Source organism: Streptomyces winkii (assembly GCF_032248595.1).
Lineage (GTDB): Bacteria > Actinomycetota > Actinomycetes > Streptomycetales > Streptomycetaceae > Streptomyces > Streptomyces winkii.
The window spans coordinates 37,431-54,498 of record NZ_JASTTH010000007.1 but is presented as its reverse complement, the minus strand read 5'-3'; the positions used below and the strand labels follow the sequence as shown (position 1 = coordinate 54,498).

The window sequence follows — 17,068 nt, the reverse complement described above, 5'->3', positions numbered from 1 at the left end:
TGTCGCGCCTAGCCCGCGTCGGCCCCGGCCGTGTACGCGGACCAGATCTTCGGTGGGCTGCTCTGCGCCGCCTCGCCGAGGGCCAGTTGGTCACGGGTCTTCGCGTCCTCTCCGAACGTGCCGACCGCGGTGACCGCTCCGGGGCTGAACCCGACGCACCACGCCGCCTTCTGGTCGTCGGACGTGCCGGAGACGACGGGGAGGATCTGCTTCGCCGCGGGCAGCGAGGTGGGCACCCCGGTGCCGCCGTACTCGTCGCCTGTCTCGTGGGGGACGCCCTGCCGCTTGGTGAGGTTCGCCATGACCGAGTACGCCGTCTCGGCGCGGATCGCCCTGCCGCCCACGGGCCGTGGCAGGTTCGCGCTCTCCGCGCCCCGCCGCGCCGAACCCACCACCGCCGGCGTGATCTTCCTGCCGTCGTTGTCGAACGCGGCGTAGGCACCGGCGAGTTCGAGCGCGCTGGTGCCCATGAGGCCTCGCGACAAGGTCTGGGTCCCCGCCGTGACGCCGTTCGCGTCCGGGTCCATGCCGAGGCCGGCGGCGGTGCGCTTGACCGTGCGTACGTAACCGGCCTTCGTACGCGCCCCACGGCTCAGTTCGAGCTCGGCCGCGAGTTTGAGCGGCGCGAAGGCGTCGCCCGCCTGGTAGTCGGTGCGGGTGGCGTTGCTGAGGTAGTGGTGGGCGTAGTCCCTGCCGCCGTACAGAGCGAGCACCTTGCCCGTGCTGGGGCTCACCGAGACGGCGCCGGTCTGCGTATCGGCGTCCGCCGCGGCGAGACCGTCGCCGCGCGGGCCGCGCTTCTGCTGCCCGGCGGCGCGCTCCAGCGCCCGCTGCCGCTCCGGGTCGATGTTGAGCCTGATGGTCCAGCCCCCGGCGGCCAGCCGCTGCTCGCCGACGCCGGAGGCGATGAGCTCCCGGTTCGCGGCGTCGACGAGATAGCCCGCGTGGCCGTCGAGCCCGAGCCCGGACTTGGGCGCGCGCGGCGTGGGGAAGCGCATGTGCCGCCGCTCCGCCGGGTCGAGCACGCCCATCTCGGTCATGTTGCCGAGCACGTACTTCCAGCGCCGCCGGACGAGTTGGCGGGCTCCGGGGCTCGCGGTTGCCCAGTCGTACTGGCTGGGCGCCTGCACCAGGGCCGCCAGATACGCGCCCTCCGCAACGGTGAGGTCTTCGACGTCCTTGCCGTAGTACGCGCGGGACGCGGCCTGGACGCCGTAGGCCACGCGTCCGAAGTAGCTGGTGTTCAGATACCCGGCGAGAATGGCGTTCTTGGACATTCGCTGGTCGACCTTGAGCGAGATGACCATCTCCTTCACCTTGCGGGTGAGGGTCCGCTCCTGGCTGAGGTAGTAGTTCTTCACGTACTGCTGGGTGATGGTCGAGCCGCCCTGAGCGCCCTTCCCCGCCAGGGTGTTGAAGACTCCGCGCGCCGTGCCCAGCGGGTCGATCCCGGAGCTGTCGTAGAAGGACATGTCCTCGGCGGCGACGAAAGCGTTCCGCACGCCCTCGGGCACCCTGTTCAGGGGTACGGACTCCCTGTTGACCTTTCCCGTGCGCGCGAGCCGCGTCCCGTCGCTGTAGAGGTAGACGTTGCTCTCGGCCTCCGCCTGCTCGTTGGGCAGCGGGACGTCGATGACGGCGTAGAGGACGGTGAAGACCGCGGCCGTGCCCGTCAGCAGGAACACGACGCAGGCGAGGACGCGCCGCAAGGAGAAGAAGCGGCGAAGTCCGGTTCGGCGCACGGCCGTTCTGTTCCGCTCGGTGCCTGTGCGCGCCGCGCGCCGTGCTCTCCGCGCGCTCCCCAGGCTCTGTGCTCTCTGTGCTCTCTGTGCGAACCGTGCTCTCTGTGCGCTGAGCACCGTCGATGCGCTCTGCCCGCTCGTGCTGCCGTGCGTCGCGCTGTGCCGTCCGCTGCGCGTGGCCCTGTGCCGCGTGATCCGCATGGGGTCACCCTCGGACGCGAACATGTGCCGCAGCCCCGCACTGCGCCTCGGACCCCGCTCGAAGACGTATCAGCCGTGTATCGGCCCGGACTTGTCCAACTCTCCAGAATCCGCGGGCAGTTCGGCGGGCTCCCGGCGGTCGGGGAGCCGGAGCGTGGCGACCGCGCCGCCGTCCGCCGCGTTGCCGAAGTCCAGCGTGGCGCCGATGACTTCGGCCTGCCCCAGCGCGATGGTCAGCCCGAGGCCGTGTCCCCTGCCCCGCTCGCGTGCGCCCGTACGGAACCGCTGCGGCCCCGAACCCAGCAGATCGGCCGGGTAGCCGGGACCGCTGTCGCGCACGGTCACGGTCGTGCCGCCGGGCGCCACCTTGGCCAGGACGGGCGGCTTTCCGTGCTGGTGCGCGTTGACGACGAGGTTGGCCACGATGCGCTCCAGCCTGCGCGGGTCCGTCCACACCTTCGCGCCGGTGCCGTGGGCGACCAGCTCGACGGAGAGCCCGGTTCGCTGGACGGCGTCCTCGATCAGGGCGGCCACCGAGCAGGGCGAGGCCTGGGCCTGCTCCGCGCCCGCGTCCAGCCGGGAGATCTCCAGCAGATCCTCGATGAGGGTGCTGAGCGCGCGTACCCGGTCGCGTACGTATTCCGCCGCCTTGCCCTCCGGAAGCAGTTCGGCCGCCGTGACCAGTCCCATCAGGGGCGTACGCAGCTCGTGTGCCACGTCGGCGGTGAACCGCTGCTCGCTGCGCAGCCGTTCCTGGAGCGCGGCCGCCATCGTGTCGACGGCTCCCGAGATCTCGGCGATCTCGTCGTACGGGCGCGCGGGCGCCGAACCGGCGGAGATCCTCGCGTCCAGGTCGCCGGCGGCGATCCGCCGCGCGGTGCCGGCCGCCGCGCGCAGTCTGCGGCTCATCCGCCCCGCGGTCAGCACGCCCAGCGGCAAAACGACCGCCGTGGTCAGCAGCCCGGCCAGGACGATGTTCGTGTCCAGCGCGCCGAGGTTACGCATCGTCACGGTCATGTCGACGCGTACGGCGAGCACGCGGCGGCCCGCGGGGCGCGCCGCCCACATCGCGGGACCGTCCCCGCCGCCGTCCCCGCCGCCTTCCGCATGCGCCGTCCGCCCCGCCGGCTCCTCCGACTTCCCGGCCGCCGCGGACCCGTCGGAGAACTGGGTGCCCTCGTGGCCCTCGCGTACGAGCGTGCGCAACTCCGCGGGCAGCCCGCGCGGGTCGAGCATCGCGCCCGAGCCGCGTATGTCGCCGGTGCGCGCGTATCCGACGGCCGCCCGGTCCAGGGTCGTACGGGCCACGTCCCGCGCCTGCGAGAGCTCCCTGTCCCGCGATGCCTGGTGCACCAGCACGCCGACCGCGACGGCGACGGCGCAGATCGCCGCCGTCACAAGGCCCGCGATGCGCCATCGCAGTGCCCTGGGCGCTCTCGGTGCGCCGACGAGCGCGGCCAGCCTCATCGCAGCGGCCTCAGTGGTCGCGCTCTCGTCGTCACCGCGTCACCGCCGCAGCTTGTAGCCGAAACCGCGGACAGTCTCGATGAGTTCGGCGCCGATCTTCGCGCGCAGCCGCTGCACGTGCAGGTCGACTACGCGCGTATCGCCGTGCCACGCGTGGTCCCAGACCTGGTTCAGCAGGGTGCGGCGCTCCAGCACGACGCCGGGCGAGGCGGCGAACGCCAGCAGCAGCCGCAGCTCGGTCGGCGTGAGGGCCAGCGCCTGCCCGGCCCGGCACACCTCCATTCCCAGGGTGTCGATGGTGAGTTCGCCGAAGGTGAGGACGCGCGGAGGGTGCCCCGGGCGGTGCCCGTCCCCATGTCCCCCGGGCGCCTGATCCTCGGGCCGCGCGGCGGGCGGGAAGGAGGCGCGGCGCAGCAGCGAACGTATCCGCGCGACGAGCACCGCGCTCTCGACCGGCTTGACCACGTAGTCGTCGGCGCCCGCTTCGAGGCCGGAGACGATGTCGAGGGCGTCGCCTCGTGCCGACATCATCAGAACCGGCGCGAGGCTCAACTCCCGTATCCGGCGGCACAGTCCGATGCCGTCGAGCTCGGGGAGCATGACGTCCAGGAGCAGCAGATCGGGCCGCCGCTCGCGGAAGACCTCCAGTCCGGTCAGGCCGTCGGCGGCGGTGGAGACGGTGAAGCCGTACCGTTCGAGAGCCATGCGTACGGTGTTGCGGATCACGTCGTCGTCCTCGACGAGGAGGATGTGCGCCTCGGTGACCGCGGCGGGGGCGGAGCCCGGGCCCGGAATCGGGCTCGGGTTCGGGCCGGGGCCCGGCCCGCTGTGTGCGGGGGTCGTCATGACGTCGTCCTCCGGTCTGTGCGGCCCCTGTCGTCCACGGCTCCGTCGTCCGCCGGCCGGCTGTCCTGCGTGGCACCTTCCTGCGGTGCCCCGTCCCGCCCCTGCACGCCGACGGGGGCCAGCACCTTGCCGTTCCAGCGGTACCGGGTGGTGTACGGGCCCTCCTTGCCGTTCGCCGTGACCACCAGGTCCTTGCCGAGGGTCTCGCCGGTGAGCCCGGGCTCCGCCCAGTGGATGAGCACGGGTCTGATCTCGTCGCCGGATGCGCGGTAGACCTGAAGCATCGTCTGGCTCAGTCCCGGATCGTCCACGGCCACGATGAGTTCGTCGCGCCCGTCGCCGGTCAGGTCCCGGTAGACGGGGTCCCGCATGGGGCAGCGCTGCGACGGGCAGGTGCTCATCAACTTCCGTACCAGATCGGGCACGTTGGCGTCCTTCGCCATCAACTGCCGTACCGGCACGCCCTTGAGACCGTCCGCGGGTACGGTGACGCCCCTGACCGGCGGATACTGCCTCGACGTCGGCGCCCGGGGCTGCGGCGAGGGCGATTCGCCGGGCCACAGCGGCGAGGCGCTGGCGGGCGGCGACAGGCTGGACGCGGCCCCTCCGTCCCGTACTCCGGTGTCCGACGCGCAACCCGCCAGCCCGGCTCCCGTCACGGCCACGCTCACGGCAGCCGCGACGGCCGTGGCAGCCGGGCGGCCCGGACGCCGCCGGCGCCGCGCCGCGGCTTGCCGCGAGGAGCCGTCGCGGAGGGCATGCATAGGGGCATCAGGGTAGCCGGGGGCGCGCGGCGATCCACCGGAAGCGGGGAAAGAGCGCAAGGACGCGGGGTGTTGGGCCGGGCGCCCTGGCCTTCGGCCTCGCGGCCTTGGCTCCGCGGCCTTGGCTGCGCGGCCTCTGGCCCCGGGGCCCGCGAGCCCGGGCCCGGGCTCTGCGAGCCTTGGCCCCGCGCCTCGCGGCCTCCGCCCCCTCGACCTTGCCTCCGCGGCCTCTGGCCCCGGGCGCCGCGAGCCCGGGCCCGAACCCGGGCCCGGGCTATGCGAGCCTTGGCCCCGCGCCTCGCGGCCGTTTGCCTTCGCGGCCCGCGGCCGCGCGCTCTGCGTCTCCGGCGCTTGGCCTCGCGCGTTCGGCTCCGTGCCCCCTGGCCCAGGGCTGCGAGCTCCGCGAGCCCTGGCCCCGGGCGCGGGGCTCCGCACCTCCGGCCTTTGGCCTTGCGGTCGTTGGCCTCGCGGTCCTTGCCTCCGCGGCCTTGGGCGCGCGGCCGTTGGCCTCGCGCGTTCGGCTCCGTGCCCCCTGGCCCAGGGCTGCGAGCTCCGCGAGCCCTGGCCCCGGGCCCGGGCTCTGCGAGCCTTGGCCCCGCGCCTCGCGGCCGTTGGCCTTCGCGGGCCGCGGCTGCGCGGCCCGCGCCCCGCTACGCGGCTCAGTCGCTCTTCGGGCCCTTCGCGGGCGGCTCGGACGGAGACGGAGCCGGCGGCTCTGCCGGTGCCTTCGCCGGAGCCCACGGGCGGCCGCCGCCCGGAGTGCCGGTCGGAAGCGCCGCGGACCGCGCGGAGCGGCGCAGGCGCTGCGGGAGGTGGCCGCGTATCAGCCGCCACGCCACCGTGAGCAGCGCCAGCGCGGCCAGGAACGGCAGCGCTGCTCCGATCGCGACGGCGATCCACCGCATCGTCGTGACGAATGCCGTCCAGCCGCCGTCCAGTGCGTCCGCGAACCCCGGGCCGTCGTCCTTCTCCTTCTCCACCTCGGTCTCGGAGAGCACGAGCGTGATGGTGGCCAGGGTCGTACGGTCCTTCAGCGACGCCTGTTGCGCCTGAAGCGCCTCCAACGCCGCCTGCCGGGTGCTCAGTTGGCCTTCCAGGGAGACGATGTCGGAAAGTTCCGTGGCCTTGTCCATCAGCTCCCGCACACGCTTGACGCTCGACTTCTGCGAGGCGATGCGGCTCTCGACGTCCACCACCTTGTCGGTGACGTCGTCGGCCGACACCTTGCGCTCGATGAGCTTTCCGCTTCCCGAGAGCTCCTTCAGCACGTCCGCGTACTTCTCCTGCGGCACCCGGAGCACCAGGCGCGATCGCTCGTGGCTCCGGCCGTCGCGGTCGGTGGTCTCGTCGCCGACGTAACCTCCGGCGCTCTCGACCGTCGTACGGGTGTCGTCGAGCGCGGAGGCCACGTCCTTCACCCGGACTGTGAGCCGGGCCTTGCGGACGATGTGCTCCGCCGCGATCTTCGGCGGCTTCTGCTCGGCCGCGCCGCCCTGCTCGCCCTGGCGGCCGTCGGCCTCGGGGGCGCCCGCGCGGTCGGCCGCTCCGTCGGCGGCCTTGCCGTTCTCGGGGGCCTGGGTCGCCTGCTGCGGCTCGCGCGCCGCGCTGGTGGAGTCCGCGCCGGACTCGCCACAGCCCGCCACGGCCAGCGCCGCGGCGAGCATCCCCGCCGTGAGAAGGGCGAGCGACCGGCGTGAACTCCGGCCGTGAGCACGGCGGTTACGCGTCGTGGGCGGTGCGGGATCGTTCATGAAGTGTCCCCCTGAGGCGGTGCGCGGGCTTGCGTTTTCGCCGTTTGGACGGGAGGCACGATGCGGGGGTTGCCGGACGCGGGCGGCGATGCCGTCACGGTCGGGACTCGATCCGGACCCGGTCGGCGGCCCCGTACAACCTTCGAGGTCAGCGGATGGTCGCGCAGCGCGTCGCGCGCGGCGCCCGCGGTTGTCGCAACCGTGAGGCGTACGACGGTGGCCGGAAGGCCCCTGTGCGCCCACGGGGTCGGCCCCCGGGCGGGCCCGGGTGTCGGCGGGGTTTGTGACGGCGGCCCCGGCTCCTCCGGCCAACCTCCCCCGAACACCGCGCCGTTGGGCGGCCCGGAGCGGCCGCCTTCCGCCTTCCGCCTTCGCCTTCCGCCCACCGGGCGCCCGTGAGCGGTCGCGCCGGTCGCCCCGCAACTCCCGCCCAGGGCAGGGGGATGCTTCCGCGGGCGCCCACCGGCAGGGAGCAAGTTCCGGTGGGCGCCCGTTCGTTCAGAGGGCGTCGGTCGTCAGCTCGCCGGTGAAGGTGAGCAGGGCCTCCAGCAGGAAATACGTGCCCCAGACGAGTTCGTTCCTGGTGGCCAGCCCGATCCGGTGGTTGTAGCAGGCGTTGCCGAGGATGCCCGCGGGCGGGCCGTTCTCCGAGGGCGGGCTGAGGTGGTGCTCGACCAGGGCCGTCACCATCTCGCGTGCGGTCTGTTCGTACTGGTCTGCCTTAGCGGGCGCGACTGTGCGCATCTTCAGCAGGGCGGCGGCCGCGATGGCCGTCGCCGAGGTGTCCGGCAGCGGCTCGGGCTCGTGCTGCGGTGCGTCGAAGTCCCAGTGGGCGACCCTGCTTTCCGGCAGATGCGCGCACCACCAGTCGCAGACCCTGACGGCGTCGGCCGTGAACAACTCGGGCTCGTGGCGGGCCGCTTGGGCGATGCCGAGCATGGCCCACGCCTGTGCCCGCGCCCAAGTGCTGTCGTCCCGTACGCCCTTGTGCGTGTAGGTCTTGATGAGTGCGCCGTCGCCGGTGTCGAACGTCGCCGACTGGACGACCGAGTCGTCGTCCCGAACGAGGAGTTCGATGTGCCGGGCGACATGGGAGCGGGCCTTGCGGCGCAGCGTTTCGTCGCCGGTGACGTCCGCCGCCCAGTACAGCAGCGGCGCGCCGCCGGGTACGCCGTCGATGTTCGTCTCGTCCGCGCCGACGCTGTGGGCCTCCTCCGCCGTGGAGCCGAGCGGCAGCAGTCCGGCGGCCGGATTGAAGCTCTCCGCCAGGGCGTACGCGCCTTCGAGGGCCGTCTCCTCGGCGTACTGGTCGCCGGTCAGTACGGAGCCGAGGGCGGCGCCGTACCAGAAGAGGAAGCCGCGGAAGATCGTGTCGGAGGCGGCACGCGGGCGGACGCGCTCCGTCCACGCGCGTGCCGTCGCGGCGTCGCCGCTTCCGGTGGCCGCCGCCAGCCAGAGCTGGCCGACGAAGAAGCCGCCGGTCCAGTCCCCGTTCGGTGAGCGGGTCCATTCGCCGGTGTCCATGTCTGCGTAGTGCGGGAAGCCGGGTTCGGGGAGGGCGGCGGTGCGCTGCCCGCGGGCCAGTACGGCCTTGCTCGCGCTGCCGAGGTCGAGGGTCGGATGGCTGGTCAAGGTCGGGTTCCTTCCGCCGGGGCGCTGCTGCTGAGCTCGCTGCTGGGGGTCGCTGCTGCGGGGGTGTGGTGCCAGCGGGTTGCTGTGCCAGGGGTCGTCGTGCCAGCGGGTTGCTGTGCCAGGGGTCGTCCTGCCAGGGGGCGGCGGACGTCGCGGGACAGACGGCCGGCGTCACGGATTCCGTTCGCCGACGGCCTCGACGTCGAAGCGGCGCCCCCGCGTCTCCGGTGCCCACACCACGGCGGCCACGCTGATCAGGCACATGACGATGACCAGCGCGGCCACGGCGAGGCCGGTCGAGTACGCGGCGAGCAGCGCCGTCGCGGCCAGCGGTGTGAACCCGCCGACGGTGGCGCCGAGTTCGCGTGCTCCGGCGACCCCGGTGTAGCGGACGCGCGGGTGGAACAGCTCGCTGAAGAACGCCGGCTGGCTTCCGGCCATGGCCGAGTACGCGAGGCCGCCGAGCAGCATGACGGCGAGCCAGATCAGCCACGTGTCGCCGGTGTCCAGGAGCAGGAAGTACGGCACGAGCAGCAGCGCCGAGACGGCCGCCCCTCCGCCGTACACCAGTCGCCGTCCGACCCTGTCCGACCACGCCCCGAAGAGCGGGATCGTGGCGACCTGCACTCCGGAGGCGAGCAGCACCGCGGTGAGGCCCACGCTGCTCTCGACGCCTCGCTCGGCGAGATACGTCAGGGTGAAGGCGACCGGGATGTAGAGGACGGCGTTGTCGGCGAACCGCATGCCGAGGACGGCGAAGAAGCTCTTGGGCTGGCCGCGCAGGACCTCGGCCAGCGGAGAGCGGGCGACCCGCTTCTCCTTCTGGACCTCCTGGAAGACCGGGGTCTCTCTGATGCGCATCCGTATCCAGGTGCCGACGAGCAGCACCAGGGCACTGGCGACGAACGGGATGCGCCAGCCCCAGGACATGAACTGCTCCTCTGGCAGCAGGCCGACCAGGGCGAAGACCCCGCTGGACGCGGCGAGCCCGATCGCGACCCCGATCTGCGGCCAGCTGCCGAAGTATCCGCGCCGCTCGACCGGCGAGTACTCGACGGCCATGATCGCGGCGCCCGCGAACTCCGCGCCGGCGCCGAAGCCCTGCGCCATGCGGAGCAGCACCAGCAGGGCCGGTGCCCAGATCCCGATCTGGGCGTAGGTGGGGAGCAGCCCGATGAGCGTGGTGGTGACGCCCATGACGGCGAGCGTGGTGATCAGGATCGCCTTGCGGCCGAGCTTGTCGCCGAAGTGCCCGAACACGGCGCCGCCGATGGGACGGACGGCGAATCCGACGGCGTACGTCGCGAAGGCGGCCATCGTTCCGGCCAGGGAACTGGACGCCGGGAAGAACAGCTTGCCGAAGACGAGGGCGGCGGCCGTCCCGTAGATGAAGAAGTCGTACCACTCGATGATCGTGCCGACGACGCTCGCGGTGATGACGGGACGGATGCGCTCGGTGCCGGACTCCCGGGGTGCGGGTTGCCGGGGCGCCGTCTCCTGCTGTGGCTCGGTGTTGCTGCTCATGGGTTTCTCCGGCTTTCTCCGGTGGAGGGGAGTCCTGATGGGGATCAGGGGCGCAGCAGTGACGCGTCCCAGGTCGAGAGTTGGTCCGAGACCGAGACGTCGAACCCGATGAGGTCCAGGACGTCCCGCCGGATGTCGATGCCGGGTGCCGCCTCGATGAGGCGCAGACCCGCGGGTGTGAGATCGAAGACGGCCCTCTCGGTGACGACGAGGGCCTGCTGGCCGCGGTCGCGGACGCCGTCCGCGACGCGGTAGGTGATGTGGTCGACCTGGCCGACGAGCTTGGAGACCTTGCCTTCCCGGCGAATATGCAGCACGCCGCCGCTCATGTCGACGTCGAGCCCGCCGGTGGTGAGGGTCCCGGCGAAGACCAGCCGCCGCGCGTTGTGCGCGATGTCGATGAAGCCGCCCGCGCCTGGGTTGGCGTTGCCGAACCGGCTGACGTTGACGTTGCCGGAGGCGTCGAGCTGGGCGAACGCAAGGGCGGCGAAGGGGCAGCCGCCGCCGTCGATGAAGTCGAACTGGTACGCCCCGTCCAGCAGGGCTTCCGGGGAGTAGTTCGCGGAGAACTGCCAGCCGCTCATGACCGCGCCGCCGAACGGCCCGTGTTCGGTGGTGAAGACGTAGTCGTCGAGCGCGCCGTCGTCGAGGCGGCCGTCCTCGGCCATCGCGAGGACGGCGTCGGACGAGGCCCCGAATCCGAAGATCGACGGTTCGCCGGGACGGATCTCCTGCGCCACCCGCCTCGCGATGACCTTGTCGGGTCCGGACGGCAGCCGCGGCAGGCTCTCCGCCACATCGGGCACGGGGCGCAGATAGCCGGGGTCCTCTCGTACGTCCGTGCCCGTCATCTCGCCGGGCGCGACCACGACGTGGTCGACGAGCGCACCCGGGATGCGTACGTCCTGGGCGGGCCGGGAGCCGCGGGGCACGACCTTGGCGACCTGGGCGATGACCGTTCCGCCGCCGGCCTTCACGGCGAGCGCGAGCGCCAGCGCGCTGGAGGTGAGGGGCTGCTCCTCGAAGGAGAGGTTGCCCGCCTCGTCGGCGCTGCTGGCCCGGACGATGCCCACATCGAGCGGCCAGGCCGGGTAGAAGAGCTGCTCACGGCCGCGGAATTCGACGAGTTCGACCAGGTCCTGGGTCGCCTGCTCCGTGAACTTCCCGCCTCCGTGGCGCGGGTCGATGTAGGTGCCGAGCCCGATCTCCGTCAGATATCCCGGGCTGCGCCGCGCGACCTCGCGCAGCCAGTGCATGGACGCACCGATCGGCCAGCTGTACGCCTCGACGAGATCGTTCTGGATCAGCTCCATGAGGGCGGGGCGCAGCCCGGTCCGCGGATGCCGGGGGTTGATGTAGGAGCCGGAGACGATCCGGCGCATCAGGCCCTTCTTCGCGACGTGATCCATGCCCGGGATGCCGACGGCGTCGCCTGTCCCGACGGGGAAGAAGAAGGTGAGTTCGCGGGGCGAGGCCGTCGCCTCGAACCGGCGCCCCAGCGCGGCCAGTACCGCGTCCGGCGTCAGCCAGCCGATCACGCCGGTGCTGCCCACGGTCTGCCCGTCGCGTATGGCGGACACGGCCGTGGCCGCGTCACAGATCTTGCTCATCGGCTCTCCTCGGCGGTCTTCCGTGTGAATCGATCGAGGTTGCGGCGGGCTTCGGGGGTCTCGCAGTTTCCGGCGAACAGCCAGTTCGTACGGGCGTCGAGGCTCTCCGCGCCGGCGAGGGCGGCGTCGGCGAGCGCGCGCTTCGTCGCCCGGACCGCCGCCGCGGGCAGCGCGGCCAGCCGGGACGCGATCTCGCGGGCGCTGTCCTCGGCGCCGCCCGGTCCGCTCAACTCCTCGACCACGCCGAGGCGGTGGAGATCGGCGCCGGTCGATTCCGCCTCACCCCAGGCGAAGCGTTTCGCCAGTACGGGGCCGCAGCGCGCGGTCAGCGCCTGGAGGCCCCACGGGGGCACCCAGCCCAGCCGGACCTCGGGGAGGTGCCACCGCGCGTCCGCGGCGGTGACCACCAGGTCGCAGCCGAGGGCCAGCAGGAAGCCGCCGCCGAGTGCGAAGCCCTCGACCGCAGCGATCACGGGGGTGCCGAGCTGCTGGACGGAGCGCGCGACTTGAGCGGTACGCGCCTCGTGGCGGGCCATCTCCGGCACCGTCATCCCGGCCAGTTCCTTCACGTCCGAGCCGGCGCAGAATCCGGGGCCGTCACCGGTCAGCACCACGGCGCGCACGGATTCGTCGTCGTCGAGAGCCGCCAGCCGCCGGTCGAGTCCGTCGACGAGAGCGCTGTTCAGTGCGTTGCGAGCAGCGGGCCGGCAGAGCCGGAGCACGGCGACGGAGCCGTCCCTGCGGCAGTCGAGGCCGGTGCTGTGCGCTTCCAGGGCTTGAGACATGGCGCAGATATTGGTCTGGCCACAGTCCACTGTCAATAGATTGGTCTGGTCACAGTCCACATTCCACATACAACAGGTGTCAGGTGCCTGTGATAGAACAGCTGCTGTGAGTGAGGACGGCAGCCTGCCCTTCCGGCTACAGCCGATCCGGAAGATCGAGATCTTCCGGTTGGCGCTGGACCAGCTCTCGGCCCTCGTCGAGCGGATGCAGCCCGGTGACCGGCTCGGCTCGGAGCGGGAGCTCGCCGAGCAGCTCGGCGTCAGCAGAGTCACCATCCGTGAGGTCCTGCGGACCCTCGAAGGCATGGGCAAGGTCGACATCCGCCGCAACAGCGGCACGTTCGTCGCCGAACCGGTGCCGCACACCCTGCTCTCCGTCACGCCGCCCAAGCAGGTCGACGAGACCCACATCCGCCACCTCTCCGAGCTCCGCGCGGGCATCGAGTGCGAGGTCGTACGCCTGCTCGCGCGGCAGGATCCGATGGATCTCACGCATGCGGAGGCCGCGTTGGAACGCGCCGGCACGGATCTCGCGGAGTCCTCCCGGCAGGGGAGCCTCGACCCGAGCTTCGAGGCGGGTCTGGCCCGGGCGACGGACAATCCCGTACTCGTCGAGTTCCAGCAGGCCGTCCACGAGCTGTGGCTGCACGCCTGGATCACGATGGGCGGCGCGATCGCCGACCGGAGCCATCTGCACCAGGAGCATCTCGCGATCCTCGACGCGCTCAAGCGCGACCAGATCCAGGAGGCCGAACGCCTGATGCGTCAGCACATCACCGGGCTCGGCGAGCAGGGGCTCCGCACCTGAGCGAAGGCGCGTGCCGGCGGCGGCCTGCCGCCGGGCGTGCCCAAGTGGCGGCAGGATCAGGCGAGTTCAGCAGCGGGGCCGGGCCGGTCGCTCTCAGCGCAGCGCACGCAGGGCGACGTCGTGCACGTAGCCGGGGTAGGGGTCGTCGCCGACCTCGGCGAGCCGCGCGCCGATGCCGCGTGCCGCCTCCAGCACGGGCGGCGCCAGCCGGTCGAGCTCCAGCCTGCTCGACCGGACCACCAACCCGACGGCCGCGACCGGCTCGTCGTCCACCAGTACCGGGCTCGCGACCGAGCAGCTGCCCAGCGTCATCTCCTCGCGCGTGGTGGCGAATCCCCTCTGCCGCGTGCGCTGGAGGTCCTGCCGCAGCCGCCCCGGCTCGCGGATCGAGTACCTCGTCGGGCGGCTCAGCGGCCGGGCGAGATGCTCGTCGATGTCGGCTTGCGGCGCCGATGCGAGCAGTGCCTTCCCGACGCCGGTCGTGTGCAGGGGCAGCCGGCCGCCGGTACGGGAGATGATCGGCACCGACCGGTGGCCCGTGAGCTTCTCCACGTACAAGGCCATCTCCCCGTCGCGCACGGCGAGATGGACGTTCTCCCGGGTGGCCTCGTACAGCTCCTGCATGAACGGCATGGCGACGTCGCGCAGCCGCGTGTGCAGTCCGCTCAGCAGTCCCAGCTCCAACAGGCGGAGCCCCACTCGGTACTTGCCGTCGTCTCCGCGCTCCAGGCCGCGCCAGCACGTCAGTTCGCCGACGAGCCGGTGGGTGGTCGCCAGGCTCAGGTCCGCCCGCCGCGCGAGCTCGGACAGCGTCAGCCGCGGGTGCTCGAAGTCGAAGGCGTCGAGGATCGCCAGCATCCGTGAGGCCACGCTGCGACCGGGCTGGCCGGTGTTTCCGGACATGGGCTTCCGCTCAGTGAAAGACGGCTCTGTGCCGGGAGTGTGCCACGCCCCACGATGTCGGTCACCCCGACAAGGAGAAACACCATGTCGTCAACGTCCCCGAGGTCCTCCGCGTCCGGCTCCGCCTCCGGCGGCACGAAGCCGCGCACCGCCGAGCACGGCTTCTGGCCGGTCCTGCTCTGCTGGCTCGCGGTCGCACTCGACGGGTTCGATCTGGTCGTGCTCGGAGCCGTCATCCCCACCCTCAGCAAGACCCAGGCACTGGGGTTCGACCCCGGCTCGCTCACGACCGCCGCGACGGTCGGGCTGGTCGGAGTCGGCATCGGCGCCGTGGCGGTCGGCCCGCTCACCGACCGGTTCGGCCGCCGCGCCACCCTGATGACCTGCATCGCGGTCTTCTCCGTACTGACCCTCGCGATCGCGTGGGCCCCCGGTGTCGCCACGTTCGTGGCGCTGCGCTTCCTCGGCGGCCTGGGCCTGGGCGCGTGCCTGCCGACCGCGCTCGCGTACATGACCGAGTACGCGCGTCCCGGGCGCCGCGGCTCCGCCGTCACGCGGATGATGACCGGCTACCACGTGGGCGCCGTGCTCACCGCCCTGCTGGCGATCGTCCTCGTCCCCGGGTTCGGCTGGGAGGCGATGTTCGTCGTGGGCGGTGTCGCCGGGCTGCTGACGCTGCCCGTGATGTGGGCCAAGCTGCCGGAGTCGCAGGCCTTCCTGGACGCCCGCCACAAGATCGCCTCCCCGGCCGGGCAGCCGGTGCGCCCCTCGGCCCTGCTGCGCGGCCGGCTGCTCCGCGTGAGCCTCGGCATCTGGATCGCCTCGTTCATGGGCCTGCTCCTCGTGTACGGGCTCAACACCTGGCTTCCGCAGATCATGGGCGGTGCGGGCTACTCGGTCGGCGCCTCGCTCGGGCTGCTGCTCGCGCTCAACCTCGGCGCCGTCGCGGGTCTGCTGCTGGCCGGGCGGGTCTCGGACGCGCGCGGCAACAAGCGGACCGTGCTGCTGTGGTTCGGCCTCTCGGCGGTCTTCCTGGCGCTGCTCTCGGTCAAGATGGAGTCGACGGCCGTCGTCTACGCCGCGGTCTTCCTCGCCGGGGTGTTCGTGTTCAGCGCGCAGGTGCTGGTGTACGCGTTCGTCGGCCACCTGTTCGCGGCCGAAGTACGGGGCACGGCACTGGGACTGGCCGCCGGAGTGGGGCGGCTCGGCGCGATCGTCGGCCCGTTCCTCGGCGGCCTGCTGGTGAGCGCCGGCATCGCCTACCCCTGGGGCTTCTACGCCTTCGCCGTCGCCGCGGTCCTCGCCGTCGTGTCCCTGCTGGCCGTACCGGCGCACATGCGCGAGGGCGGCTCGTGACGACGGCAGGGACGGCACGGACGACGCGGACGGCGCGAACCCGCGTGGTGATCGTGGGCGCCGGCCCCGCCGGACTGCTGCTCTCCCATCTGCTGGACCGCGAAGGAGTCGAGTCCGTCCTGCTGGAGAGCCGCAGCCCCGCGTACGTACTCGGCCGCATCCGCGCCGGCATGCTGGAGAGCTCGACCGTCGAGCTGCTCAGCGAGGCCGGCGTGGGCGACCGCCTCAAGCGCGAAGGCATGGAACACCGGGGGATCTACCTCCAGTTCCCGCACGAGCGCCACCACATCGACTTCCGCGCGCTGGTGAACCGGTCGGTGTGGGTGTACGGGCAGACCGAGATCACCCGCGATCTGATGCGGGCGCGCTCCGGCGCGGGGCAGCGGGCGTACTACGGGGTCGGCGACGTCGTACTGCACGACCTCGACGGCGAGAGCCCCTCGGTGACCTTCGACGACGAGGAGGGCCGGCCGCACCGCGTCCACTGCGACGTGGTCGCCGGGTGCGACGGCTTCCACGGGCCGTCCCGCCCGAGCATCCCCGCCGGCGCGCGCCGCTCGTACGGCCGGGACTACCCGTACGCGTGGCTCGGCGTGCTGGCCGACGTGGCTCCCTCCACCGACGAACTCATCTACGCGTGGCACCCCGAGGGGTTCGCGATGCACTCGATGCGCTCGCCCTCGGTCAGCAGGCTCTATCTGCAAGTCGATCCGGGCGACGACATCGCCGAGTGGTCCGACGACCGGATCTGGGACGCGCTGGCCCGGCGGCTCGGCCACGGGCAGGACGGCTGGCGGCTTCAACGGGGCCCGATCACGGACAAGTCGATCCTGCCGATGCGCAGCTTCGTCTCGACACCGATGCGGTACGGACGGCTCTTCCTCGCCGGGGACGCGGCGCACATCGTTCCGCCGACCGGTGCCAAGGGGCTGAACCTCGCCGTGGCCGACGTGGCACTGCTCACGCGTGCTCTGGTGGCCCTGCTGCGCGAACGTGATCCGCGCGCCGCGGACGAGTACTCGGAGAGGGCGCTGCGCCGGGTGTGGCGCGGCACGCACTTCTCCTGGTGGATGACGAGCATGCTGCACGTCGGCGGTGACCCCTTCGAGGCGCAGTTGCAGCGCTCGCAACTGGAGTGGGTGGTGCGCTCCCCGAGCGCCGCGGCCGCCCTGGCGGAGAACTACGCCGGACTCCCCATCGGCTACTGAGAGTTGAGCGGGACGGCGGACGCCCGTACGCCGTCGGGCAGTTGAAGGAGAAGCGCCGAAGACGAGAGCGGTGGACGACGAGAGCGGTTGACGACGAGAACGGTGGAGGCGAAAGCGGTTGAAGACGAGACCAGCCGACCGCGGACGCGGACCCTCCCCGCACCCGCCGGAGAACGCCAGTCGGCACGTCCACCGAATGACCGGCCCTTCAACGTTTCACTGCCTGCCGCGGGCCCCGTACGGCCCACGACGGCGCGCTTCTCCCGCAACCACGCGAAATCGATCGTTCGATTGAAGATCGACGGACCCGGAGATCCCGAATCCCGGACGGGTACCTCTTCCGAGTCGCCGACCCCGTTCGTCCAGGGGGTCCGCCTACTGGAATCGAGGTGATGGCCGTGTTGGTGAACCAACTTCTCGAGACCGTGCTGGGTCTGCTCCGTGGAATCCTCGGCTAGGAAGCAGAGTCGC

At 72.2% G+C, this 17,068-nt stretch carries 13 protein-coding genes; 3 read left to right on the top strand and 10 right to left on the bottom strand.

The features are described 5' to 3' along the window. Positions 1-8: 8 nt before the first annotated feature. From QQM67_RS21665 to QQM67_RS21625, 9 genes are all read right to left on the bottom strand, one after another. Positions 9-1,742 carry a transglycosylase domain-containing protein gene (locus tag QQM67_RS21665; protein ID WP_314175689.1) on the bottom strand — a complete coding sequence of 578 codons (1,734 nt, stop codon included), beginning with the start codon at positions 1,740-1,742 and terminating at the stop codon, positions 9-11. Positions 1,743-2,012: 270 nt separating this feature from the next. After that, the gene (locus tag QQM67_RS21660) at positions 2,013-3,410 is read right to left on the bottom strand and encodes a sensor histidine kinase (RefSeq protein WP_314175688.1); all 1,398 of its coding nucleotides are present in this window, start codon (positions 3,408-3,410) and stop codon (positions 2,013-2,015) included. Between the two features lie 39 nt (positions 3,411-3,449). Further along, positions 3,450-4,256, bottom strand: coding sequence for a two-component system response regulator CseB (gene cseB / locus QQM67_RS21655; protein WP_314175687.1), 807 nt, complete (start codon positions 4,254-4,256; stop codon positions 3,450-3,452). After that, positions 4,253-5,020, bottom strand: coding sequence for a hypothetical protein (locus QQM67_RS21650; RefSeq protein ID WP_314175686.1), 768 nt, complete (start codon positions 5,018-5,020; stop codon positions 4,253-4,255). The genes cseB and QQM67_RS21650 overlap by 4 nt, the downstream gene beginning before the upstream one ends. A 659-nt stretch (positions 5,021-5,679) precedes the next feature. Next, positions 5,680-6,771, bottom strand: a complete 1,092-nt coding sequence (locus QQM67_RS21645; protein ID WP_314175685.1) for a DUF4349 domain-containing protein — start codon at positions 6,769-6,771, stop codon at positions 5,680-5,682. Between the two features lie 498 nt (positions 6,772-7,269). Further along, positions 7,270-8,403, bottom strand: a complete 1,134-nt coding sequence (locus QQM67_RS21640; protein ID WP_314175684.1) for a glycoside hydrolase family 88 protein — start codon at positions 8,401-8,403, stop codon at positions 7,270-7,272. A 171-nt stretch (positions 8,404-8,574) separates the two neighbouring features. Beyond that, entirely contained in the window at positions 8,575-9,927 is a 1,353-nt protein-coding gene (locus QQM67_RS21635; RefSeq protein WP_314175683.1) for an MFS transporter, read from the bottom strand. 44 nt (positions 9,928-9,971) lie between these two features. Then, the gene (locus QQM67_RS21630; RefSeq protein WP_314175682.1) at positions 9,972-11,537 is read right to left on the bottom strand and encodes a CoA-transferase; all 1,566 of its coding nucleotides are present in this window, start codon (positions 11,535-11,537) and stop codon (positions 9,972-9,974) included. After that, positions 11,534-12,322: an enoyl-CoA hydratase/isomerase family protein gene (locus QQM67_RS21625; RefSeq protein WP_314175681.1), complete on the bottom strand. Its 789-nt coding sequence runs from the start codon at positions 12,320-12,322 to the stop codon at positions 11,534-11,536. Before QQM67_RS21625 ends, QQM67_RS21630 begins: the two co-directional genes overlap by 4 nt. Positions 12,323-12,428: 106 nt before the next feature. On the opposite strand from QQM67_RS21625, the gene QQM67_RS21620 reads away from it, so the two are divergent. Beyond that, entirely contained in the window at positions 12,429-13,130 is a 702-nt protein-coding gene (locus tag QQM67_RS21620) for a FadR/GntR family transcriptional regulator (RefSeq protein WP_314175680.1), read from the top strand. Between the two features lie 93 nt (positions 13,131-13,223). On the opposite strand, the gene QQM67_RS21615 is transcribed toward QQM67_RS21620, so the two are convergent. Continuing rightward, entirely contained in the window at positions 13,224-14,033 is an 810-nt protein-coding gene (locus QQM67_RS21615) for an IclR family transcriptional regulator (protein WP_314175679.1), read from the bottom strand. An 84-nt stretch (positions 14,034-14,117) separates the two neighbouring features. Here QQM67_RS21615 and QQM67_RS21610 point away from each other — a divergent pair, with 84 nt between their 5' ends. Continuing rightward, the gene (locus QQM67_RS21610; protein WP_314175678.1) at positions 14,118-15,389 is read left to right on the top strand and encodes an MFS transporter; all 1,272 of its coding nucleotides are present in this window, start codon (positions 14,118-14,120) and stop codon (positions 15,387-15,389) included. After that, positions 15,386-16,597 (top strand): 4-hydroxybenzoate 3-monooxygenase, encoded by a 1,212-nt coding sequence (locus QQM67_RS21605; protein ID WP_314175677.1) that lies wholly within the window; start codon positions 15,386-15,388, stop codon positions 16,595-16,597. The genes QQM67_RS21610 and QQM67_RS21605 overlap by 4 nt, the downstream gene beginning before the upstream one ends. Positions 16,598-17,068: the final 471 nt, after the last annotated feature.

Excerpts from the sequence above, each read along its gene's own strand:
- QQM67_RS21660 (WP_314175688.1), bottom strand. The coding sequence starts at position 3,410 with ATGAGGCTGGCCGCGCTCGTCGGCGCACCGAGAGCGCCCAGGGCACTG.
- cseB (WP_314175687.1), bottom strand. The coding sequence starts at position 4,256 with ATGACGACCCCCGCACACAGCGGGCCGGGCCCCGGCCCGAACCCGAGC.
- QQM67_RS21650 (WP_314175686.1), bottom strand. The coding sequence starts at position 5,020 with ATGCATGCCCTCCGCGACGGCTCCTCGCGGCAAGCCGCGGCGCGGCGC.
- QQM67_RS21645 (WP_314175685.1), bottom strand. The coding sequence starts at position 6,771 with ATGAACGATCCCGCACCGCCCACGACGCGTAACCGCCGTGCTCACGGC.
- QQM67_RS21635 (WP_314175683.1), bottom strand. The coding sequence starts at position 9,927 with ATGAGCAGCAACACCGAGCCACAGCAGGAGACGGCGCCCCGGCAACCC.
- QQM67_RS21630 (WP_314175682.1), bottom strand. The coding sequence starts at position 11,537 with ATGAGCAAGATCTGTGACGCGGCCACGGCCGTGTCCGCCATACGCGAC.
- QQM67_RS21625 (WP_314175681.1), bottom strand. The coding sequence starts at position 12,322 with ATGTCTCAAGCCCTGGAAGCGCACAGCACCGGCCTCGACTGCCGCAGG.
- QQM67_RS21615 (WP_314175679.1), bottom strand. The coding sequence starts at position 14,033 with ATGTCCGGAAACACCGGCCAGCCCGGTCGCAGCGTGGCCTCACGGATG.
- QQM67_RS21610 (WP_314175678.1), top strand. The coding sequence starts at position 14,118 with ATGTCGTCAACGTCCCCGAGGTCCTCCGCGTCCGGCTCCGCCTCCGGC.